At 40.1% G+C, this 25,034-nt stretch carries 16 protein-coding genes; 14 read left to right on the top strand and 2 right to left on the bottom strand.

Going from position 1 to position 25,034, the window contains the following annotated elements:
• Window positions 1-15: 15 nt before the first annotated feature.
• The 3 genes from FZC40_RS05700 to FZC40_RS05710 all read left to right on the top strand — a co-directional run bounded on the left by FZC40_RS05700 (window position 16) and on the right by FZC40_RS05710 (window position 4,252).
• Window positions 16-309, top strand: a complete 294-nt coding sequence (locus FZC40_RS05700) for a chorismate mutase (protein WP_148602961.1) — start codon at window positions 16-18, stop codon at window positions 307-309.
• Between the two features lie 6 nt (window positions 310-315).
• Window positions 316-576 (top strand): hypothetical protein, encoded by a 261-nt coding sequence (locus FZC40_RS05705; protein WP_148602962.1) that lies wholly within the window; start codon window positions 316-318, stop codon window positions 574-576.
• Between the two features lie 247 nt (window positions 577-823).
• Entirely contained in the window at window positions 824-4,252 is a 3,429-nt protein-coding gene (locus tag FZC40_RS05710) for a pyruvate carboxylase (protein ID WP_148602963.1), read from the top strand.
• A 90-nt stretch (window positions 4,253-4,342) separates the two neighbouring features.
• Here FZC40_RS05710 and FZC40_RS05715 read toward each other — a convergent pair whose 3' ends face one another.
• Window positions 4,343-6,571 carry an Ig-like domain-containing protein gene (locus tag FZC40_RS05715; RefSeq protein ID WP_148602964.1) on the bottom strand — a complete coding sequence of 743 codons (2,229 nt, stop codon included), beginning with the start codon at window positions 6,569-6,571 and terminating at the stop codon, window positions 4,343-4,345.
• A gap of 337 nt (window positions 6,572-6,908) precedes the next feature.
• Between FZC40_RS05715 and FZC40_RS05720 the strand changes: the two genes are divergently transcribed.
• The 11 genes from FZC40_RS05720 (at window position 6,909) to htpG (ending at window position 23,340) form a co-directional block, all read left to right on the top strand.
• Window positions 6,909-7,340, top strand: coding sequence for an ATP-binding protein (locus tag FZC40_RS05720; protein ID WP_186843801.1), 432 nt, complete (start codon window positions 6,909-6,911; stop codon window positions 7,338-7,340).
• 107 nt (window positions 7,341-7,447) lie between these two features.
• Window positions 7,448-7,750, top strand: coding sequence for an STAS domain-containing protein (locus tag FZC40_RS05725; protein WP_148602966.1), 303 nt, complete (start codon window positions 7,448-7,450; stop codon window positions 7,748-7,750).
• 11 nt (window positions 7,751-7,761) lie between these two features.
• A complete protein-coding gene (locus tag FZC40_RS05730) occupies window positions 7,762-9,474 on the top strand; it encodes a GH3 auxin-responsive promoter family protein (protein WP_148602967.1) in 1,713 nt (570 codons plus the stop codon).
• On the top strand, window positions 9,471-11,159 hold the full coding sequence (locus FZC40_RS05735) for a GH3 auxin-responsive promoter family protein (RefSeq protein ID WP_148602968.1): 1,689 nt from the start codon (window positions 9,471-9,473) through the stop codon (window positions 11,157-11,159). The genes FZC40_RS05730 and FZC40_RS05735 overlap by 4 nt, the downstream gene beginning before the upstream one ends.
• A gap of 3 nt (window positions 11,160-11,162) precedes the next feature.
• Complete coding sequence (locus FZC40_RS05740; RefSeq protein WP_148602969.1) at window positions 11,163-12,902, top strand: ABC transporter ATP-binding protein; 1,740 nt, start codon at window positions 11,163-11,165, stop codon at window positions 12,900-12,902.
• Window positions 12,899-14,677, top strand: coding sequence for an ABC transporter ATP-binding protein (locus tag FZC40_RS05745; protein ID WP_243135761.1), 1,779 nt, complete (start codon window positions 12,899-12,901; stop codon window positions 14,675-14,677). The genes FZC40_RS05740 and FZC40_RS05745 overlap by 4 nt, the downstream gene beginning before the upstream one ends.
• 16 nt (window positions 14,678-14,693) lie before the next feature.
• A complete protein-coding gene (locus FZC40_RS05750) occupies window positions 14,694-15,617 on the top strand; it encodes an ATP-grasp domain-containing protein (protein ID WP_186843802.1) in 924 nt (307 codons plus the stop codon).
• Entirely contained in the window at window positions 15,611-16,528 is a 918-nt protein-coding gene (locus FZC40_RS05755; RefSeq protein WP_148602971.1) for an ATP-grasp domain-containing protein, read from the top strand. The genes FZC40_RS05750 and FZC40_RS05755 overlap by 7 nt, the downstream gene beginning before the upstream one ends.
• Before the next feature lie 348 nt (window positions 16,529-16,876).
• Entirely contained in the window at window positions 16,877-18,364 is a 1,488-nt protein-coding gene (gene cls / locus FZC40_RS05760; RefSeq protein WP_186843803.1) for a cardiolipin synthase, read from the top strand.
• A gap of 285 nt (window positions 18,365-18,649) precedes the next feature.
• The gene (locus tag FZC40_RS05765; RefSeq protein ID WP_148602973.1) at window positions 18,650-21,343 is read left to right on the top strand and encodes a cation-translocating P-type ATPase; all 2,694 of its coding nucleotides are present in this window, start codon (window positions 18,650-18,652) and stop codon (window positions 21,341-21,343) included.
• 101 nt (window positions 21,344-21,444) lie between these two features.
• Window positions 21,445-23,340 (top strand): molecular chaperone HtpG, encoded by a 1,896-nt coding sequence (htpG, locus tag FZC40_RS05770; RefSeq protein WP_148602974.1) that lies wholly within the window; start codon window positions 21,445-21,447, stop codon window positions 23,338-23,340.
• 50 nt (window positions 23,341-23,390) lie between these two features.
• Here the strand turns inward: htpG and FZC40_RS05775 are convergent, their stop codons facing one another.
• The gene (locus FZC40_RS05775; RefSeq protein ID WP_148602975.1) at window positions 23,391-25,004 is read right to left on the bottom strand and encodes an NAD(P)/FAD-dependent oxidoreductase; all 1,614 of its coding nucleotides are present in this window, start codon (window positions 25,002-25,004) and stop codon (window positions 23,391-23,393) included.
• Window positions 25,005-25,034 lie beyond the last annotated feature (30 nt).

Consider the following 25,034-nt stretch of genomic DNA (forward strand, 5'->3'; position numbering starts at 1 on the left):
GGGAGGAGATTATTTATGTCACTGGAAATAATTCGAAAGACAATTGATGAGATTGATGCTGAAATGCGGGTGCTTTTCGAAAGACGGATGGATTGCATCAAGGCCGTTGCTGAATATAAATACAATAATGATGATCAGATATTCGATCAAAATCGAGAAGAGAAGGTCAAAGAAAAAAATTTGAACCAGCTTAAAAACAAAGAGTATGCGGTTGCCTATAAAGGGTTTATTCAAGAACTGCTGGACAGCAGTAAAGTTTATCAAAATCAGTGGATTAATGATCAAAAAACAAATCAAGATAAGAGGTAACAGTTGATGAGCAATTTGATGATGTTTTTAATCATAGTCGCGATTGTTGTTCCCGGTTATTTTATAGTTAGTCGTATCTCAAAAACTTTATATTCAGGAAATAGTAAAATGGATCAAGCAACTGAAAAGCGTTATGGGTTTCAACGCCTGGAAAATGAGATAAATGAGGCCAAGGAAACAGCTGAAAATTCACAAGTTGAGGAAGTCGAAAAATCAGAAGATGATTGTAAAGGAGATCAGCAGGGTTTTCAAAATAATCACGAGTGAAAATAAAGTAAAACAGAAGCTTTTTAAGTGTAACATTAATAGTGCGACGTACAATACAGAACAATAAATGATGAACATTGAATAGCTGGTTGTCATAATTGTAATATTTTTTCAAAAACAATCATGTTTTTTTAAAAAAATAACTTTAATAATTGGAGTTGATTATATATAATAACTACAATTAAATTTAGTTAAATAGATTTATTTTGAAATGCATAAAAATGCGCGTAAGAAAGTTGAAGGTAATATGAAGAAATTTAATAGAGTACTGATTGCCAATCGAGGAGAAATTGCTATTCGAATTATTCGAGCATGTCAGGAGCTGGGAATTCACACCGTGGCAATTTACGCCCAGGAAGATAAACTCTCGCTTTTTAGAACAAAAGCAGATGAGTCTTATCTGATAACCGGAACGACGGGACCGGTTGAAGCATATTTGGACATGGACAAAATTATTACCCTGGCAAAGAAAAAAGAAGTGGATGCCATCCATCCCGGGTATGGATTTTTGTCGGAGAATCCACTTTTTGCGAAACGCTGTGAAGAAGAAGGCATTGTTTTTATCGGACCCACCCATGAAATGATGGAAAAAATGGGAGATAAAATTCAGTCGAAGATTGTGGCGAAAAGCGTTAATGTTCCCACGATTCCAGGGGTGGAGAAACCCATCAATTCTGATGATGAGGCCATTGAGTATGCCAAGATAGCAGGGTATCCGATTATTCTAAAAGCAGCTGCCGGGGGGGGCGGTCGCGGCATGCGTATTGTTCGAGATGAAAAAGATTTGCTCAAAGAATTTCACTCAGCCACCAGCGAAGCGACTAAAGCTTTCGGTGATGGAACTATTTTTGTCGAAAAATATTTAGAAGAACCTAAACATATTGAAGTTCAAATTTTAGGGGATAATTATGGCAATGTTGTTCATCTGTTTGAAAGAGATTGCTCCATCCAAAGACGACATCAAAAGATTGTGGAATTCACGCCATCGCTCAGTATAACTGAGGAACAGAGGCAGGCAATTTGTAAAGATGCCCTAAAATTGGCTAAAGAAGTAAACTACCGTAATGCCGGCACCATCGAGTTTTTGATGGATAAAAACGGCGACCATTTTTTCATTGAAATGAACCCCCGTATTCAGGTTGAACATACGGTGACAGAATTGGTTACCGGCATCGATTTGGTGCAATCACAAATTTTAATCGCGCAAGGTTTACCATTGCATTCTGAAGAAGTCGGAATTCCAAGTCAGGATTCCATAAAAACAAGGGGAACTGCAATTCAGTGTCGTGTTACGACCGAAGATCCTAAAAACCATTTCATGCCGGACACCGGACGACTGGATGTTTATCGAACCGGCAGCGGTTTTGGGATCCGGCTTGATGCTGGAAACGGCTTTACCGGAGCGGAAATTTCCCCTTATTATGATAGCTTGCTGGTTAAAAGTACATCTTTTTCCAGAAACTTCGAGGATGCCAGACGAAAAGCCGTTCGAGCACTTAGAGAAATGGATATTGAAGGCGTTCAGACGAATAAAGATTTTTTAATCAATGTGCTCCAGCATCCAATGTTTATTCATGGAAATTGCGATACGAAATTTATTGATGATCATCCGGAATTATTTGATATTGAAGAACAAAAAAGTGAAGGTACAAATGTCCTTCGTTATTTTGGAAATATTATTGTTAACGAAACATTTGGAAATAAACCGGATTTCGATGAACCTTTTATCCCGGAAATTCCAGTGGATACAAACTTCACCGGGACCAAACAAATTTTGGATGAACAGGGACCGGATGGTTTAGTCAAGTGGATTAAAAGCCAGAACAAACTTTTGCTTTGTGATACCACTTTCCGGGATGCTCACCAGTCTATTGCGGCAACCCGTGTCAGAAGTCGAGATATGATTAAAATAGCCCGGGAAACGGCAGCTTTGGCTCCTGATTTGTTTTCATTGGAAATGTGGGGAGGAGCAACCTTTGATGTTGCCTATCGCTATTTAAAAGAATCGCCATGGAGACGGTTGGATGAATTAAGAAAGCGTATTCCCAACCTTTGTTTTCAGATGCTTCTGCGCGGAGCAAATGCGGTCGGATATAAAAATTACCCGGATAATGTCATCCGTGCTTTTGTCCAGGAATCGGCAAAGAATGGGATTGACATTTTCCGTATTTTCGACTCACTTAACTGGATGGATGGCATGAAAATTTCCATTGAAGAAGTATTAAAAACAGGAAAAGTTGCTGAAGTCAGCATGTGCTATACTGGTGATATCCTGGATGAATCACGAACAAAATATAATTTGGATTATTATGTTAAAATGGCTCACGAAATTGAAAATACCGGCGCTCACATTTTAGCCATCAAAGATATGTCAGGATTGCTAAAACCAGCGGCCGCACATAAGCTGATCAAAACTTTAAAAGAAGAAGTAAAAATGCCGATCCATCTGCATACCCATGACACCACCGGAAATGGCGTAGCTACGGTCCTGATGGCATGTATGGCCGGCGTTGAAATTGCGGATGCCGCCTTTAATGGCATGAGCGGTTTAACTTCTCAGCCAGCGCTTAATTCCATCGTGGCGGCGTTGAAAAACACGCCGAGAGATACCGAATTGAATGAGGATAATCTGCAGTTGCTGTCAGATTATTGGGGAACAACCCGCCAGGTATACGGAAATTTCGAATCAGAGATGAAATCTGGATCGACAGAGATTTACAAATACGAAATTCCGGGGGGGCAATATTCAAATCTGAGAGCTCAGGTGGAAAGTTTTGGTCTGGGTCATAAATTTAAAGAAGTTAAAGACAAATATAAAGAAGCCAACCTGATGCTGGGGGATATTGTTAAAGTAACCCCAAGTTCTAAAACGGTTGGGGATTTAGCTATTTTTATGGTTCAAAATGATTTGACCGCTGATAACATTAAAACAAAAGGCAAGGACCTCTCTTATCCTGATTCTCTGGTTGACTTTTATAGCGGTATGATCGGTCAGCCGGAAGGTGGATTTGATCCTGAATTGCAAAAAATTGTTTTAAAGGGAATTGAACCGATTACCGTACGACCAGGTGCGTTGCTTCCAGACGAAGACTTTGATGCAATCCGAAAAGAGTTCAGGGATGAATACGATTATGAATTGAATGATCGTGAAGTGCTAAGTGTAGCTTTGTATCCAAAAGTTTTTCGGGAATACTTGGATTTCATTCAGGATTATGGCGATTTTATGCGGATGGAAAGTCATGCTTTCTTCTACGGACTTAAAAAAGGCGAGGTCATCGATGTGGAAATATCCAAAGGGAAGCGTCTGATTATTAAATTTGTTAACATGGGAGCTCCGAACGACGAGGGCATGTGCCCCGTTATGTTTGAGGTAGATGGATTCCGCAGAGAAATTTACATTGAAGACAAACGAAGCCTTTCTGCAAAACAAAAGGTGACGATGCTTAAAGCAGATCCAAAGAATAAAAAACAAATCGGATCAGGTATTCCGGGAACTGTCCTTAAAGTACTCGTAAATGAAGGGGATATCGTTGTTAAAAACCAGGCCTTGGTTATTGTTGAAGCGATGAAAATGGAGACTGAAATGGTGGCCAGTGAAGACGGCGTAGTGAAAAGTATTTATGTTTCAGAAGGACAGAGTGTTCAATCAGGAGAACTTGTTGTTGAAATGGAATAAGTTCATTTTCAACTGGTTTGAGAATAGTGATTAAATAAAAAAAGAGTTGTTGTCTGATGATGTTTAATCAGATAACAACTCTTTTAAATTTCAAGAAATGACGGTAACAGATACGGGAAGGCTCACGGTCGTGGTTGAAGAGCGACCGGCGTCGGTGTTTGTGATTTCCACATAATAATAGGTGGTGCCGGCAGTGTCAGGGGCATTAAAACTATGAGTTTTACCAGTAGCTCCGGGGATTGCCGTTCCGTCGGCGTTGATTGCTTCAGTGCGGGTAAACCATTGGTAGGTTAAGGTTCCGCCGTTATCAACATTGGCCTCCACCGAAAGGGAAACTGGGGAGCCGGCAGTTGTGCCGGAAACATTTACCGGCTGAGAGGTTATTTTGGGCATTTCAGCCAGCGCCGCGGGGTTAGCCGGATTAGTACTGGTCACAACAATACCGGCCAGCCTGGTAACCGGATCGGCATTTTCAGCAGTTAAAATGCAATAGTAGTAAACAGTGCCCGGAGTTGTGGATTGATCTGGATCATACGCTGATCCAGTTTCACCATCGAGGGTTGTGTCAACCGTTCCGATTCGTTGGAACCATTGGTAACTCAGCGTTTTACCCTCCGTTACCGTTGCGTCCACAGAGAGTGAAGCAGGGTTGCCATTTAAGTAAATGCGTTGGGAAGTTAGAGCTGAGCTAACCGCAATAACGGGTTGTGATTTCACTGTCAACTGTATCTTTGGTTGAATGTTATCAAAATTGTAATACCCGCCTGGCATGATTAACGTGCCGACATAGGTTGTTTCACCAACTTTTTTATTATCAGCAGATTCCGGAGTCCAGGTTACTGAACAGGAGAAGGTATCGTTGCTGCCATAGCCACGTACCGTCACACTGACCGGAAGCGTGTAATTTTCGTTGTACGCAATGGCTTCAGAAATGTTGTTATTGACAGCATCGATGGTATCAATCATTGTTACCGCAGTGATATTGGTTTTAACCGTTACCTTACAGAAATCTGTTTTATCGCCATCCTGAGTTCTGGCAACGATCATGACTTCACCGTTAGAAACCGGGGTAATAATACCATTGCTGACGGTAGCAATTTTCGGATTAGCAGATTCCCAAGAGACCGTTTTATTGGTCGCGTTTTCCGGACGAATATCGGCGCTTAATGTCAAAGTGCTACCCATAAAGACATCCGCTTCAACCGGTAAAACTTGAACACTGGTAACGGAGACAGAGTCAGAATCAGCGGGGGTATTAACAGCAGGAGTATCATATTTGGGATTGATAAGACTACTTGAATTGCCGGATTCGGCATACCAGGCAGTATTATTGGTTAAAGATGCGGCAGTATTTGATGTGTTTGATGTTCCTGAAGTCTTTGATGCGCTTGATGTTCCGGTGGTGCTTGTCGTGGAAGTTTTTGCGGATATCGTCAGACCACCAGTTGGATCATTGTTCAATGGCGCGGTTGTAATGTTAATGATTCCGGGAGTAATGGTACCGGTAAGATTTGATGCATTATTGGTGGTCGCGCTAGTCACGCTGCCGGAACCGGTAATTTCGACAAGTGCATCAGTACCAAGGGAAGCAATGGTTGCGTTGTTGCCAAGTGTCACAGTTGTACCGCCCCCAGCGCCAGTTATAATTAGCGAACCGACATTTGCATTAATGGTCAGCATAACCTTGGATTCCGTTTGTATTTTTTCTACCGCAGCATTGGCGACAAGGGTTGAGCCGGTAGCATCCGGGCCAAAGGTAACTGATTTTGTAGGTGTGTTTAGAATAATATCAGCGATTCCGTTTGCCTGAATGGTTGAAATGGTTCCGCTATCCTGGGAAGTGATGGAAGTACGGCTGGCAGTTTTTTCCACAATCAGGTTTGTAATTTTGCTTTGCTCACTGGCCACAATGGTGCAGGGTGATTTAGCATCAAGGGTGTCAATGGTGGCATCGCCAAGCAGAATGATTTTAACCCCTTGTTTATCAACAGTAACCTTTTGGTAGGTTCCATTGTTGAGATAAATGGTATCTCCGCCATAGACAAATAATTCTCCATTAACATCACAGGACGTCAGATGAATTTCGCCATCAACAATGGCGTCGGTAATGGAAACATTTCCAGTGAAGGTTGCATTTTCAATGGTTACACCGGCAGCGGTGATCTCAGCATTTTTGTACGTTTCCTTCACGGTGTAAGTACCCGCCTCGTTATAGGATTTCATTTCGCTTCTTACTTGGCCACTGTCTCGAAAAAATATAATTGCGGTAAGGAGAACAAGTAAGATAATAATTATAGAAATAAACGGTTTCTGTTTCATGACATTCCTTCCCTCTTTTTTAATGCAGGGTATCGATATACCTACATTAGACTTAGTTTAAGTGGTGTAATTCTACCACATTTTATGAAGAATGTAAATAGAGTGTAAACAACTTGTAAAAGAAATTTGCAAGGTTGTAAATGAAAATAGAATAAAGCATCGAAGATGCTTCTGACTGTTGATAAATGTTGATTTTAACGACTTTTATCAATCTTTTTATTAAAGTTGTTAGGTGGATAAGATAGCAATAAGTGAATATTAATTAACATTTTATATGATTGCGCTGAAAAAAGTAATATGTTATGATATAAAGAAATTTATAGATTTGAGGGCTGATATGAAAAATAAAATCATTTTGTCGGCAGATACAACTAATTTAGATGCTCTTTATCAATTTATAAAAGACACGTTAGAGAAAGACTTTATAAAAGGGGCTCAAATTAGTGTGTTGGAAATGGTATGCGAAGAAATATTCACAAATATTGCAAATTATGCATATCAGGATAATGCGAACGATAAAAATAAAGGCGATGTGGAAATTGAGATAGAAACATCAACGAATCAGATTATATTTACTTTCAAAGACAAGGGCACTCCGTTTGATCCCCTTTCTGTAAAAGAACCCGATGTCAACATGACTTTGGATGAACGTGATTATGGAGGGCTGGGGTTGCTTATGGTAAAAAAAAGTGTGGATAAAATTGAATATAACTACCAAAATGATGAAAATGTTTTTAAATTATTCAAAACAATAACAACGGTAATTTAGCATAAATGAAATACATTGAGAATTAAAATTCTATTTAATAGAATTTTAATATGAGAAGAGTAAAGAGTTTGTTAGTTAAAAAAATTTAATAGAAGATGAGGAGAAAAATGAATATTGAATTTAAAAAAGAAAATGAAAATACGGTAGTAGATATGGAAGGTCGCTTAGATACAAACACGGCACCAAATTTTCAAAAAGAACTGGAAGCGTACTATAATGTACAAGGGTTTAGCTTAATCCTCGATTTTGAAAAATTGGACTTTGTCAGCAGTGCTGGGTTGCGAGTTTTGCTTTTAATACAAAAAAAGTCAAAAGCCTTAAGTGGGAATATGGTCATTAAAAATGTTAAGCCGGAGATACAAGAGGTCTTTAATATGACCGGATTTTCTGAAATTTTAACGATTGAATAATAGGAACCAACATGAATAAAAATTTTAAGCAGACGGAAATTCTAGCTGGAATATTTTCCGATAACGCTCAAAAGAGCATTCCGGGAATATTAAAAGAAATGCCTAATGAAAAATTGATACAAAGTTTTTTTGCAATGAAAAAGAATCCTGAAGAAATTCAAAACGCGGTTCTTCAAGATATCTTAAAACATGCACAAAAATCTGAATTTGGTCAAAAAATGGGCTTTTCAGAAATTAAATCAGTTGATGATTTTAAAAAGAAAGTCCCGATTTCAAGCTTTGACGATTATCAATCTTATATTGAAAAGCTCAAAACGGGAGAATCAGACATTCTCTTTGATGGTGAAATGGCCAGCTTTATTGCAACAAGCGGATCCTCCGGGGTCCCGAAATTAATTCCTGAAAGTAAAAATGGCGAATTAGTAAAGGGTCTGGTCTCTCAGATCCGTGCCATTCTATTATTAATGATGGCACCGGAAGTAATGGCTCCCGGTAAAAAGGTTTTAGCCATTGCTAATCCGTCCGAATATGCTAAAACAGAAGGTGGCATTGGTATTGGTTCAGCTTCGGGGCAAGCGGCGAAGGATCTCCCATTAGAACTTCAGAAAAAGATGGTATTGCCGGTTGAATTGGTCATGGCGAAAGATCTCAGCAATGAAGCAACGGATTATCTGACCATTCGTTATGCTCTTGAAGAAAAAAATCTCGCCGGGGTGGTCTGTAGTAACATCGCTCATTTTAATATTCTGCTAAAAAAAATGAATCAATGGGCAGATGATTTATTTGAGGATATCAAGACGGGGGAAATTAATTCAAAAATCAGCATCAATGAAGGGTTAAGAACCAGCCTTGTTTCTAAACTTTACCCGAATCCAGAACGAGCTGAGGAATTGAAAGAAATTTTTGAAAAAAATAAATACTTGGATGTATCGAGTGTTTGGCCAGATTTTTCGGTGGTTTCCTGCTGGATGTCTGCCACTGCACAAAGAATTGTAAATGATGTAAAAAAACGTTTATCAAAGGATGTTAAATTTCTGGAGTGGGGATATGGAGCCAGCGAAGGGAAGTTTAATATACCGGATAAAGCACAGGACCCCGCTGGCCTTTGTGCTCTTTTTGGTTATTTCTTTGAATTCTTACCAATCGGGGGAAGTCAGACGCTTCAAGCACATGAATTAAAACAGGGGGAGTATTATGAACTCATAATCACCTCTTATTCAGGACTATATCGTTATAATATGAACGATATTGTTTATGTTGAAGAGTTCGATAATCAGTCCCCGAGAATTGTTTTTGTCTGTAAATCATCAGAAAAGCTTAAACTGAATGATCTTGAATTGATGGTTTATGAAATTGAGGAGACAATTAAAAAAGCCTCTGAACAACTAAATGAAGAAGTTCGTTTTTATCAGGTTCTGGTGGATGTAATTAATAACAAACTGGTGTTTATTGTTGAACCGTTTTCTGATCGCATTCAAAGAGAAAGCTTTGAGTTGACATTAGAAACTATTTTAATGTCTCAAAATAGTGTTTATGAAATTAAACGCAGATTGAATGAATTTGCGCCACTAGAAATCATGATCATGAAGGACGGATACCGTGATTCTTTGTTTACCCGTACAGTTTTGCCTGGCAAAAACGTGAATCAAACAAAGTTAAAAACAATTGTAAATGAACTTCCAGAGAATGATCAAATATTAAATTGGGTCGGAGGAAAAGGATGATAAAAATAATCCCAAAGCTCGTGTATTCCCTCAATGTAAAAAAGGGATATGAGAAAATAAAAAAGTTTGATGAATTAACAAAAAATGCTCCAGAAGTGAACAAACAGTTGATGTTGGATTTAGTGAAAAGAAATGCCAGCACAGAGTATGGAAAAAAATATCATTTTGATCAGATTGAAACCTTGGAAACCTATAAAGAAAACGTGCCATTTTCTACCTATGATGATTATGCACCTTATATTGAACGAATGATTGAAGGAGCAGAAGGTCTGATTACAAATGATCCGATTGTCCATTACGCGCTGACTTCAGGAAGTGTCGATAATCCCAAAAGAATTCCGGTGTCAGAAGATACGGTTAAAAATTATCGGGAATATGCAACTCAGTTCAGTTTTGCCATTATCTGCCGAGCCCTAGGGAAAAATTGGAAAAAGTGGAAAAAGGGCCGGGGTTTAAACTTGATGGAAGTTAAATTTGAAACCCTCCCTAATGGTCTGTTTGCAGGGTCAATTTCGGGAAGAGGTGTTTATAGTATAAAAGATTTACTGTTTCTCATGTTTACATCGCCCAAAGAGGTGGTGTTTCCTAAAGAGATAATGGATTCGAAATACGCGCATCTTCGATTTGCTTTAACAGACAGATCACTTTCTTTTATCTGTTCAGCTTTTATGACGGCTGTTTCAGATCTCATGAAATATTTGGAAATTAACTGGGAACTTTTGGTTAACGATATTGAAAAAGGAACCATTGATTCAGAGATAAAAATACCGGACGATGTGAAAAAGCAGCTGTTGGAACAAATAAAACCGGATCCTAAAAGGGCAGCAGAATTAAGGGCGGAATTTCAAAAGGGGTTTTCGGATCCGATTATTCCCAGAATTTGGCCGGAATTTAGATTCGTTCATGCCATTGGAAGCGGCGGATTTTCAGTCTATACGGATAAAATGCGCTATTATCTTGGCGATATCCCCGTTTATTTCAGTGTTTATGCCGCCTCAGAGTCGATAATGGCAATTTGCAATGAAATGGAGTCCCAGGAATTTGTATTAATACCAGATAGTGCTTTTTATGAATTTATTCCGATGGATCGGGAAGGTGAATCAGAAGAAACACTGACAATGGATCAGCTTGAGACTGGGAAAGATTATGAAATTATCATTACCAATACTTCAGGTTTTTATCGATATCGCATACAGGATGTCGTCCGTGTCATGGGATGGTATCAAAAATGCCCGAAAATACAATTCGTTTATCGATTAAACCAGATGGTAAGCATTGCCGGTGAAAAAACAACCGAAGAATGTATATCCTGGGCAGTAAAAGAATTTGCAAAAGAGGCAGGCTGCGAACTCGTTGACTACAGTGTTTATGCTGATACGATGATCTCGCCTGGTCGGTATGTGCTGTTAATGGAAACAGCGGAGCGGTTATCAAAAGATAAACATGATGAATATCGCGAAATAATTGGTGAAAAATTAAGCATCGCTAACCCGTCCATTGGCAAAAAAGTAAAAAGTGGAGTTTTGAGCCACTCAGAAATTACCTTTGTTCAAGAAGAAACCTATGCTTTATATCGGGATTTAATGATCCATCGGGGGATTTCCGGTAATCAGTTAAAGCCTGTTCGTGTGATCGACACACTGATTAAAGAAAATTTCTTTTTTGCATTGGTTGACAAGGAGTAATAGATGATCAGTTTGCTCATAAGGTATTTAAAGGATTATCGAATCCAGATGATCCTCGTCTTTGTTTTTGTTTTGAGCCAGGCAGCCTGCCAGCTTTATCTCCCGATCATGATGGGGAATATTGTCGCAAATGGTGTGGTAAAAGGGGACACGGCTTATATTTTTAAAAGTGGTTCAATGATGCTTGGTGTTTCACTCGTTGCGGCAGTTTGTATGGTGGCATCGAGTTACTATTCTGCCTATGTTACCGCATCTTTTACCAGTGGCATAAGGGCGGATGTATTTGACAAAGTAAAAAGTTTCTCCCAAACGGATTTTAACCGTTTTGGAGGAGCAACCCTGCTTACCCGGTCAACATCGGATGCAACTCAGATGCAGATTGTGGTTATTAATGGGTTGAGATCACTTCTGTTAATTCCAATAACCGGAGTGGGAGCTCTGATCATGGCATTCAGGGAAAACATCACCCTGACTTTGGTGCTGTTGGCATCATTTGTATTAACGACGCTAATCATTGTCATCACAACATCCAGAAGCATGCCTTTGTTTAAAACCATGCAGGAAAAAGTGGATCGATTGAATTTGTTGATTAAAGAAAAGCTGACCGGAGTTCGAGCAATTCGGGCCTTCAATCGACAGGAATATGAAACTGAAAAGTTTTCCCAAGCTAATCAGGAAGGAATGGATACGGCCCTGAAAGCAAATTATGCGGTGGCCTTCTTTTCTCCGCTGATGCAGTTAATGATGAACCTGACGATGGTTCTTATTTTGTGGATGGGTTCCAAAGAAGTTCAACAGCAGGTCGTCGGTTTGAGTGATTTAATGGTATTTATTCAATATGTATTGATGTTCATGTCAGCCCTGAGTCTGGTTTCTGTTCTTTTAATGGCTTACCCTCAGGCGCAAGTATCGGCAATCCGGGTAAAAGAAGTTTTGGATTATGAATTTTCAATCAAAGACCCCGAGCATCCGAAAAAAATGGAAAACATCGAAGGCCGCATCGAGTTTAAAAATGTTTCATTTGGATACAAAGGGGCAGAAAAAAAGGTCCTGAATCATTTGGACTTTATTGCGGAACCGGGGAAAATAACAGCAATTGTTGGGGCCACCGGATCCGGAAAATCAACTCTGGTGAATTTGATTTTGCGTCTTTATGAAGTGAGTGAAGGCGGAATTACCATTGACGGGATTGATATCAGAGATTGCACCCAGCATGATCTAAGAAGTGTGATTGCATATTCTCCTCAGGAATCGATTTTATTTGGCGGACCGATTATTGACAATATCAGAACTGGAAATGAAAACGCAACTGAAGAAGAAGTTAAAGAGGCTCTAAACCTTGCTCAAGCCACAGATTTTGTCAGTGCCAGGGAAAATCAGCTGACGAGCTCAATTGCTCAAGGCGGAGCAGATCTTTCAGGAGGCCAGCAACAGCGGCTCAGTATTGCTCGAGCGGTTGTAAAAAAAGCGCCGATTACTATTTTCGATGATTGCTTTTCGGCATTGGATTTTAAAACAGATTCATTAGTCAGAAAGGCCATCAGAGAGAATTTCAGAAACAAAACGGTTATTATGATCGCCCAGCGAATCAGCACCATAAAAGACGCGGATCGAATCTTGGTATTGGATAATGGCATTATTGTAGGACAGGGGAAACACGAGGAGTTGGCTAAAGATTGCTTTGTCTATCAGGAAATTCTAAAATCCCAATCCTATCAAGAGGAAAGGGGTGAGTCACTGTGATCAAACAGAAATCAAAACGTAAATACAGTTTTATGACGATTGTGGGACGTTTAAAAGACTATTTAAAAGATAAAAAGCTTACTGCTATTTGTGTTGCGATCGCCTTGATTTTTAGCACGGTATTTACTATTTTCGCCCCGATTGTGACCAAATATGTGACGGACAGTATCGCAAACAGTGTTGCTCAAAGTACGGCTATTGATTTTGTTTATATTGGCAGGCAATTAATCGTGCTGGCGGTGCTCTATATTTTCAGCGCTGGTCTCATCTATTATGCCACCCGGAGAACCACCTATCTTTCCCAGTTGGTTATCAAACGGTTGCGAGAGGAGATCCAGGAAAAACTGAATAAACTCTCTCTGAATGTAATCGACCAGAATGAAAGAGGGGATCTACTATCCCGAGTGACCAATGATGCAACAACTTTATCCGGAGCACTGGAAGGCAACGTGACCCAAATTCTTGTGCAGGGAACCACCATCATTGGTATTATTGTGATGATGCTGGTGGTAAACGTTCAATTGAGTCTGATCTTTTTCATTGCTTTACCGCTATCCTATTTTGTCATGAAACTGATTACCAAAAAAACACAGGTTTTATTCAGAAGACAGCAAAAGGAGTTGGGTTCATTAAATGGACTCATTGAGGAAGTATATGATGGCCATTTGATTGTTAAATCGTTCAACTATGAGGAAAAAGCGGCTGAAAAATTTGACAATATCAACCAGCGCTTTTTTAAATCGTATTTGAGTTCCCGATTTTTTTCCGGTCTCACATCGCCATTGATGAAATTAATCAATAATATTGCTTATATTGCCATTTGTGTTATCGGCGGTATTTTAGTCATTACCGGGGGGCTCACCATTGGTGGAATCCAGGCCTTTCTAATGTATGCCAACAACATTGCCAGTCCGATTGCCCTGATATCCAACAATTTGAATTTCTTACAGTCTGGGGCAGCAGCAGCCGAGCGGATTTTCCAGCTGTTGGATGAAGAAGAAGAAACGGAAGATACCGGAATAGTAAAATTAGATGTGAAAAATACCAAGGGAAGTATCGCATTTGAACATGTTGAATTTGGTTATATTCCGGGAAAAACTTTATTTCATGATGTGTCCTTAAAAGCTGAACCAGGTGAAATTCTGGCTGTTGTCGGACCAAGTGGGGCAGGAAAAACAACGCTGGTTAATTTATTAATGCGTTTTTATGAAATCAATCATGGCAGTATCATGATTGAAGGGTTGGATATTAAAGATCTCACCAGACGAAATCTCAGAAGCGCTTTTGGAATGGTCCTTCAGGATACCTGGCTTTTTGACGGAACAATTGAAGAAAACATCGCTTATGGAAAAAGCGACGCAACCCGGGACGAAGTGATTCTGGCGGCAAAAAAAGCACAATGTGATGAATTTATAAGAAAGCTGCCGCTGGGTTATGAAACGCGTATTGGCGGAGATTTCACCACGTTGTCTGAAGGAGAATGCCAGTTACTTGCCATCGCCCGAACCATTATTGCCGATCCGAAGGTGTTAATTCTGGATGAAGCGACTTCATCGGTTGATACCCGGACAGAAATATTAATCACCCGGGCAATGGAGGAAATGATGAAAGGCCGAACAACTTTTATCATTGCGCATCGTCTCTTTACTATCAAAAATGCCGACAAGATTATTTTCATGCAGGATGGCGATATTCGTGAAGTTGGAAGTCACCGTGAACTGATGAATAAAAATGGTTTATACGCAAATCTTTATTTAAGTGCGTCAGATAATTAAAATACAGGAGGTTATGATGAAAGGTTGGTTATTAAGAAATCCCGGAAAAATGGACGATCCGTCAATTGTTAAAATAATGAAAGTAGTGGAGGCAAATAATATTGATCTCAAAGTGGTAGATCCGCTGAAAATCCATGTCATCTGCGATCATGATTTTGATGGGAAGATTTATGTCGGAGAAGAAGTCCTGGATGTTCCGGACTATGTGGTTGCGGCTTTCTTTACGGAAAAGAATTATCATACCGGATCGGTTTTGAGAATGCTGGAATCTGTCGGCGTTCTCTGCATCAATTCATATGATTGTATTAAGAACGTTGACGACAAACTCTTGACGTTTCAGAAAGTGGCTGAGTCCATTGAAGAAGTTGATTTTCCCAAAACGCTTTTAGTGACGGATGAAACCAGTGCCGAATTTGTCAGCAAACAATTCGACTATCCACTGGTTATGAAGGTTATGCACGGAAGCAAAGGAAAAGGGGTGGTGCTGGTCAATACCGAAAAAGAACTGGATAACCTAATTAGTATGAGCACAGCAAGTGAGGTTGGCGATGAAATTATTATCCAGGAATGCATTGCTGCTTCATCAGGACGGGATTTAAGAGTCGTTTTATGCAACGGCAAGTTTGCCAGTGCGTTTATTCGTCAAAATGAGAAAAGCTTCCGATCAAATCTTGCAAAAGGTGGAAAAATTGTGCAATATACACCGCCCAAATCGGTTATCGAAGCAGCGGAAAAAGTTGCCATCTGCTTGAAAATCAATATGGGCAGTGTGGATTTTCTGTTTGGTGAAAGTGATACCTTTTATCTTTGCGAAGCCAACGCTATGCCGGGAATCGCATTTGATCTCCAGGATATGTTTAAGGATTTAATAAAGCAGGTAGAAAGCATGCCGGAACCGCTTTGGAAGAAACGATTAAGAGAAGGAGGACAAACATGCTAGGTTGGTTTTTAGTCAATCAGGAAACACTTGATGAACCATCGATACAAACCATTATTCAGCTGATTGAAAAGATGAAATTAAACATCAAAACAGTTGAAGTGAGTGAAGTTCAGGTGTTGTGTGAACCGGGAACCAGTAAGAACTGCTTTATCGGAGGCGAGGCAACAGATATTCCGAATTTTGCCCTGAGTGCGTTCTTCGGCGGAAATAATTACCACAGCAAAGCTGTGGTTAAAATGTTGGAGTCTTTAAATGTCCTCTGTGTCAACAGCTCGGAAAGCTTAAACAATACTGCTGACAAATTACTGACCTTTCAAAAACTGGCGGCTGCTTCAAAAACGGTGCTGTTTCCAAAAACGGTGCTGATGAACCCTAAAACGAAAGCGTCGTTTATTGCCACTGAAATAGGATTTCCCTGTGTTGTAAAAGTCATGCATGGAAGCAAGGGAAAAGGTGTCGTGCAAATAAAAACCGAAAAAGAACTAGAAAACATTCTGGATATTTATGCCGCTATGAACTTTGATGATCATATTTTGATTCAGGAATGCATTGCTGCCTCTAAAGGACGGGATATGCGCATTATGTTAAGCGGCGGAAAATACTCAACCGCCTATATAAGAGATAACGGGGATCATTTTAAATCAAATCTCTCTCAAGGTGGAGAGCTTCAGTTTATTACTCCTCCAGATCAGGTCATTGAAATTGCCGAAAAAGCGGCAGAAGTACTGGACATTTATTTTGGCAGCATTGATTTTCTTTTTGGAAAAGATGATACCTACTACATTTGTGAAGCTAATTCGATGACGGGACTAACCTATTCGGCAGGAGCTTCATCGGATAAAAAAAGCAATCCGTTGCTGATAACGCTAAAAAGCATTATGGAAGAAGCCGAAAAAAGAAAGAAGAATTAGATTAGTATTTTGATAATGTGTAAGCGACAATACCTCCGGCATCGTATTGATGCCGGAGGTATTGTCACGTTCAAAGGCACTTTCGGCGAGTTTGGCAAGAATTATAAGCGATTGATCAGCATGTCATGAGCTGTTGCGGTTACCGGGATATTAATGGGCACAGATGTTTCTTTGTCGATAGAACGGATCTTTTATAGTCAGAATAGTAATAAGAATTTGCGCTTTCTGCTTTTTTGCGTTATTATATTGATTGATAAAGAAAAAGAGAACGAAAGAGAATAATACTGGGAAGTGATCATTGTGGGAAAAAAATGGTTTAAAAAATTGTTTCGCGGACGACTATTTGTAATGTTCCTCATCATTTTACAATTAGTCGTCATTATTTACTTAATTGAGAATGGCAGCGAGGAATCGGTGCTGATCAACTGGAGTTTCACCGGGATAAGTTTGTTAGTAGCACTTCATATTATTACCCAAAGAAACAAAGGCGCTTATAAACTGACATGGGTGTTTTTGATTTTGCTGTTTCCGATTTTTGGCGGTTTATTTTATTTGCTGTTTAAATTTCAGACTGCCAATAAAAAAATTCATAAAGAGCTGGAAAAAGTTCAAAGAGAAAGCAAATCGGTATTTTTTCTGCCGGGAAACCGGTATGATGAAGCTTGTGAAGAAGCACCAACTCATATTCCTCAAATCCGATATTTACAGGATTTTGCGGGGTTCCCGGTTTATCAGCATACAAAAACAAAATATTTAACGCCCGGAGAGGAAAAATTCAGAGCGCTTTTGGAAGAACTAAAAAAAGCGGAGCACTATATTTTTCTTGAATATTTTATTGTCCATGATGGTATTATGTGGAGCAGTGTTTTAGAAATTTTAAGAGACAAAGTAAACCAGGGAGTCGATGTACGGCTGATCTATGATGACGTGGGGTGCCTTTTTCTGTTGCCAAAGGATTATCCCAAACAACTGGAAAAAATGGGCATCAAGTGCGCCGTATTTAATCCGTTTCGGCCAATTCTAACGGCAGTACAAAATAATCGTGATCATCGGAAAATTGCCGTCATTGATGGTAAAGTTGCCTTTACTGGCGGGATCAATCTGGCAGACGAATATATTAATGTCATTGAGAAATATGGTCACTGGAAAGATGCTTCTGTTATGATCGAAGGGGAAGCCGCCTGGAGTTTCACCGTGATGTTTTTACAAATGTGGTCTATCTGTAAAAATATTAAAGAGAATTATCAAAGTTTTTATCCGTGGAAGCATGAGCGCTGTGAAATAGCAGACGATGGTTTGGTACAGCCTTATGCTGACAGTCCGATGGATCATGAAAACGTTGGAGAACACGTTTACCTGCAAATAATTAATCACGCTAAAGACTATATTTTTATTAACACGCCTTATCTTATTGTTGATGAAAGCATGGTTTCGGCATTGACGCTGGCAGCTAAAAGTGGGGTCGATGTTCGCATTGTGACGCCCCATCGATGGGACAAACGAATTGTTCATTTTACGACCCGTTCCTATTACCGAGAATTTATTTCTGCTGGTGTTAAAATATATGAGTATACCAATGGCTTTATGCATTCCAAGACCTTTGTTTCTGATGATTGTACCGCTACGGTGGGAACGACAAATTTAGATTTCAGAAGTCTTTATCTGCATTTTGAATGTGGCGTATGGATGTATCACAGTACCGCCGTAATGGAAGTAAAAAACGACTTTTTAAAAACCCTTGAAATTTGTCAAAGAATAAAAAAGCAGGATTGCAGCGAAAATGTTATCACACGCTTTTTTCAGGATGTTTTTCGCTTGTTTGCTCCGTTGATGTGATTGATAAAAGATAAATATTTGTCCTTGAAATGTAATTTTTTTAGTGCTTTGTACAGTATTTTATTGACAAATATAATTTTGCACTGTAAAATGGAAATAATATGAGGGAGTAATTTTCGCAATTTGTGTGATGCAATTTGCGTGATAAGTCAACACGCATGGTATCGTCGTATACCTGGTTTATCTTAATAAGTGAGACTCATGTACAGTTAGAAATCTGTACTTGAGTCTTTTTTTGACCAAGTGCAGATGCACTTGGTCAATTTTATTTAAGGGAGGAATCAAATGAAAGAGTATTTACAAACTTCTGAGGAAGTACTTCTGAAACTGAAATCCAGGTCGGAGGGCTTACTGGATAGTGAAGCTGGCAAAAGATTGGAAGACAACGGTAAGAATAAGCTCACGGAAGCAAAAAAAGACTCTTTAACCGTTCGCTTTTTAAATCAGTTAAAAGATCCAATGATTGTTATTCTGATGGCGGCAGCAATTATTTCAGGGATCACAGCGGTCTATTCAGGAGAATCTTTTGCCGATGTTATCATTATCCTGGCGGTTGTTATTATCAACTCGGTGTTAGGGGTGTATCAGGAGAGTAAGGCAGAAAAGGCCATTGAAGCACTTCAGGCGATATCGGCGGCGACATCAAAGGTTATGCGCGAGGGTGAAATTCAAGTCGTAAAAAGTGAGGATTTAGTTGTCGGTGATGTTATTCTTTTGGAGGCTGGAGATTCCATACCAGGTGATGCAAGATTGCTTGACAGTGCCAGCTTAAAGATTCAAGAAGCTGCGTTGACAGGAGAAAGCGTTCCGGTTGAAAAGGTGATTAATGCCTTGAATTTAGGAGATGAAAAAGATATTTCTTTAGGTGACCGTAGGAATATGGTTTATATGGGAAGTGCCGTTGTATATGGTCGCGGGTCAGCCGCCATAACAGCAACCGGCATGAGCACAGAAATGGGTAAGATTGCCGATGCGATTACCCAGGCCAAAGAAAATCAGACACCGCTTCAGATCAAACTCAATCAGTTAAGTGTGGTACTCAGCTGGCTGGTACTCGGTATCTGTGTATTCATATTTGGAATTAGTTTAATCCGTCTTAATATGGACGGAGGCATTACCGGCATCGGTATTTTAGGTACCTTTATGGTAGCCGTTTCTTTAGCTGTAGCGGCTATTCCCGAAGGCTTGGCGGCGGTTGTAACCATTGTATTGTCAATTGGCGTAACCAAAATGTCCAAGCAAAATGCGATCATTCGCAAATTAACGGCGGTCGAAACCTTGGGCTGTACCCAGGTCATCTGCTCAGATAAGACCGGGACGCTAACCCAGAATAAGATGACGGTAGTCGAGCATTTTGGCTTAGATGAACAGCTTTTAGGTCGTGCGATGACACTTTGTAATGATGCTTATTTAAATAATGCTGAAAAAGCAGAGGGTGAGCCAACAGAAGTAGCCCTTGTAAATTATGGATTTTCACTTGGCCTGACTAAAAGCGATATGGAAGCAGTGACGCCACGGGTAGGAGAAGCTCCTTTTGACTCGGGAAGAAAACTGATGAGTACGGTTCATCAAATGAAAAACGGCGCCTTTGAACAATATACAAAAGGTGCTCCAGATGTTCTGATATCCCGTTGCACGTCCTACTGGGATGGCAACAGCAAGCAGTCGATGACCGATGCAAAACGTCAGGAAATTAAAGAATTCAATAAATCATTAGCAGATCAGGCGCTTCGGGTGCTTTCGGCAGCATTTCGTTCCTGGGATTCGATGCCTGTCCAGCAGACCCCTCAGTATTTGGAACATGATCTTTGCTTCATTGGTTTGACGGGTATGATTGATCCGATCCGACCGGAAGTGAAACCGGCTATAGCAGAATGCAACGCAGCCGGTATTCATACAGTCATGATTACCGGTGACCATAAAGATACCGCAGTTGCGATTGCCAAACAGCTGGGAATCATTTCGGATATATCAGAAGCGATAACGGGAGCCCAGTTAAGTGAAATAAGTGATGAACAATTAGCAACAGATATTGGAAAGTATTCCGTATATGCTCGGGTACAACCCGAACATAAGGTCCGGATTGTAAAAGCATGGCAGAACAAGGGCATGATTGTCGCCATGACGGGAGATGGCGTCAATGATGCACCATCCATTAAGACGGCAAATATCGGTATTGGCATGGGAATCACAGGAACTGACGTGACTAAGAATGTGGCGGATATGGTTCTTGCAGATGATAACTTTGCAACAATCGTACAGGCGGTAAGAGAGGGACGTCGTATTTACGATAATATTCGTAAGGCCATTCAGTTCCTGATATCCTCTAATCTTTCCGAGGTATTGGCCATCTTCGTGGCAACTTTATTAGGTTTTGTTATCTTAAAACCGGTGCATTTATTGTGGATTAATTTGATTACTGACTCTTTCCCGGCGATCGCTCTTGGCATGGAAGCTGAAGAGGCAGACACCATGAATAATCCACCCCGTAAATCCAATGAAGGTGTTTTTGCCGGCGGACTTGGGATCGATGTTATTTGGCAGGGCGTGATGGTTACAATAGTCACCCTGGCAGCATATTTTATTGGACATTTTATGGAAGTGGGCGTTTGGGAAATCACCAACAGTCAGGATGGTGTAACCATGGCATTCTTAACATTATCCATGGCAGAAATGTTTCATTCATTAAATATGAGAAGCCGAAGACAATCAATCTTTAGGATGGGAAGTCATAATAAATTCTTATTCTTAGCGATGGCAGCATCATTATTATTAACAACGATTGTGATCGTGGTCCCTTCAATTAGAGCAGCCTTTCAGTTCGAGCCAATCTCGATTATCGAATACTTTACCGCTTTAGGACTAGCATTTTTAGTAATTCCAATTGTTGAAATAGTCAAATTTTTCCAGAGAAAACATGAACGTAAAATGACAGAGTTAATTGCAGAAAAATCTAAAAATTGCTTAAATAATTGTTAAACAGTGTTGACACAACTCATAAATAAACTTACAATATAACTGTTAGCACTCGAACTGTTAGAGTGCTAATAATAATTTAGTAATGAGAAAGGGTATATACAATGGAAAAAAAGGAGTTTAAGTCAGAATCTAAACGTCTAATGGATTTGATGGTTCATTCAATTTACACAAACAAAGAGATTTTCCTGCGTGAATTGATTTCAAATGCTTCAGATGCAATTGATAAAGTTTACTATAAAACATTAACAGACAAAGATAAGAATTTTAACAAGGATGATTATTACATTCGAATTCATCCAGATAAAGATAACAGAACCCTGACAATATCTGATACCGGCATTGGTATGACTGAAAAGGAACTGGAAGAAAATCTGGGGGTCATTGCAAAGAGTGGCTCTAATGATTTCAAGTCAGAACAGGAAATGGAAGAAGGCTTTGATATCATCGGCAAGTTCGGGGTTGGTTTCTATTCGTCCTTTATGGTTTCCGATAAGGTCGAAGTTGAAACAAAATCAATTGATGAAGATCAGGCATATTTATGGGTTTCCGAAGGCGCAGACGGTTATACAATTGAGCCGGGCGAACTGAAATCACATGGTTCGAAAATTACATTATATATCAAAGAAAATACCGAAGACAACAATTACGATGAGTATTTAGAACCTTATCACATTCAAAATCTGGTGGAAAAATACTCCAATTATATCCGCTACCCAATCAAGATGGTAACTGAAAAGAGTCGGGTAAAAGAAGAAACAAAAGATAATGAAAACCCAGAATACGAAACCTATCTGGAAGACGACATTCTCAACTCGATGGTTCCGATTTGGAGAAAAAATGCAAATGAGCTCACTGATGAAGATTACAACAATTTCTATCAGGAAAAAAGATATGGGTATGACGCCCCTCTGGCTCACATTCATTTAAATGTCGAAGGAATGATGAGCTACAAAGCAATTTTATATATTCCGGGACAACCGCCATTTGACTACTATACCAGAGACTATGAAAAAGGTCTGGAGCTTTACTCCAACGGCGTATTAATTATGGATAAGTGTGGGGAACTGCTTCCTGATTATTTTAGCTTTGTAAAAGGGGTTGTCGATTCAGAAGATTTATCCCTTAACATTTCCCGCGAAATGCTGCAGCAGGATAAACAGCTGCGTTTAATCAGCCGTAAGATTGATTCCAGAATTTCGGAAGAGCTTAAGAAAATGCTGGCGAATGATCGGGAAAAATATGAAGAGTTCTTCAAGGCCTTCGGCAATCAATTAAAAGTTGGAACCTATGACAAATGGGGACAGAATAAAGACAAACTTCAGGACTTCCTGCTCTTTTATTCTTCTAAAGAAGGCAAATTTGTCACCCTAAAAGAATATGTAGAGCGCATGCCGGAGGATCAGAAATACATCTATTTTGCTTCTGGATCTTCCGTGGAACATATTGAAAAACTGCCACAGGTATCCATCGTTAAGAACAAAAACTATGAAATACTTTATCTGACAGAAAATATTGATGAATTTGTATTCCAGACCATCGGTCAATATAGCGAAAAGGATTTCCGCTCTGTGTCCAGCGATAATCTGGGACTAGAGGCGCCGGAAGAGAATGAAGAAGAGGAAAACAAAGAAGCAACCGAAGCAGATGAAAAACTGCTTGAAAAGATGAAGGAAATTATTGGCGATGAAGTGGTCAAGGTAAAGACTACCGGTCATTTAAAAGACGATCTCGTCTATCTTTCGACAGAAGGAGATCTTTCCATTGAAATGGAAAAAACATTAAACTCCATGCCTCAGGGTGGCAAAGTCAAAGCCAAAAAAGTCCTGGAAATCAATAAAAACCATCCGGTTTATGAAAAACTAAAAGGATTTTATGAAAAAGATGAAGAGCAGCTCAAACTTTATACCGAGTTGCTTTATAATCAGGCAAGATTGATTGCCGGACTGCCGGTAGATGATATTGTTTTATTCACCCAAAATATCAGTAAACTGATGTAAAAAAAAAGACGTTTTGTGTTTCATCAGCAAAACGTCTTTTTATGTGGCGGCTATTTAAAAGGAGCATACTTTTGCATCAGCTTTTCGGCTGTTTTCACGCCATCCACGGCTGACGACATAATACCGCCGGCATAGCCGGCACCCTCTCCCATCGGGTAGAGACCGTTAATATTGGAACCATTATTTTCATCGCGATTGATCCGGACAGGGGAAGAGCTTCTGGTTTCAACACCGGTCATAACGCTGTCCGGCATGGCAAAACCATCGATTTTGGTATCAAAATACACAAGGGCTTCTTTCATTGTTTCGATGACATAATCCGGTAAACATTCTTTGAGCTGAACAAAAGTGAGACCCGGCTGATAGGTCGGTTTCACGTCTCCCCATTCGGTACTGGGCTGATCAGCAAGAAAATCGCCGACCAGCTGTGCCGGAGCATGATAATTTTCTCCCCCTAACTGAAAAGCCAGCCGTTCCCACTTTCTTTGGAATGCCACTCCCGCCAGGGGATGTTCACTGCCGAAATCAGAAGGCTGTACGCCGACCAGCAAGGCGGCATTGGCATTTTTCCCATTTCGTTGATGTTCGCTCATTCCATTGGTCACAACGCCTTTTTCCTCTGAAGCGGCAGCAACGACATAGCCGCCCGGGCACATACAAAATGTATAGGCAGACCGTTCGTTTGAGGAATGATAGGAAAGTTTGTAATCGGCGGCCACTAACCCAGGATGTCCGGCAGAATCACCGTATTGGGCGCGATCAATGATTTCCTGGGGATGCTCGATCCGGACGCCAATCGAAAAAGGTTTCGGGGACATGTCAATGCCACGAAGGTGCAAGACCTCAAAAGTATCTCTGGCACTGTGGCCGATTCCCAGTAAAGCGATCTTGCAGGGCAGTTCCTCTTTGTCATTGATGATGAGGGCATTCAGATGGCCATCTTGGATGATAAAATCGGTGACTTCCGATTGGAATCTAACCTCGCCACCGTGAGAAATAATCGCTTGTCTAATATTTTTTACCGTTTCTCTCAGCAGATCCGTTCCGATATGCGGTTTGCTCAGATACAGTATCTCTTCTGGCGCCCCGGCTTCAATAAAGGCTTCTAATATGGTGCGACAACGATTGTCATTGATTAGGGTCGTCAATTTTCCATCAGAAAAAGTACCGGCACCACCTTCTCCAAATTGGACATTGCTTTTTGTATCAAGTATCCCAGTCTGCCAAAATGCGTCGATTTTGGCAGCTCGTGTATCGACATCATCACCTCTTTCAAGAATGATTGGTTCATAACCATTCTTAGCCAGGATTAAGCCGGCAAAAAGACCGGCCGGACCCATTCCAATGATGACAGGTCTTTCGGCCAAACACTGATTTCCCGGTCGCACACCGCGATAGGATAAGTCCGGAGTGATGGCAACATCCTTTTTGCCATGCTTTTTCAGGATGTATTTTTCATTTTTAACATTCGCATCGATGGTATAGATATAAACAATCGCATCCTTTTTTCTGGCGTCGATGGATTTTTTGAAAATTTTGAAATCAATCAAGTCCTTAGGACTGAGCTCGATTCTTGAAAGCAGCGCATTTTGCAAAGCCTGCCTTTCGGCATCACGAGCCACGACTTTATTGATTCCTATTTTGATATTTGAAATTCGAATCATATAATCCTCCTGTGGTTTCTAATCATCAGA

It is taken from the genome of Acetobacterium tundrae, assembly GCF_008086615.1.
Classification (GTDB): domain Bacteria; phylum Bacillota; class Clostridia; order Eubacteriales; family Eubacteriaceae; genus Acetobacterium; species Acetobacterium tundrae.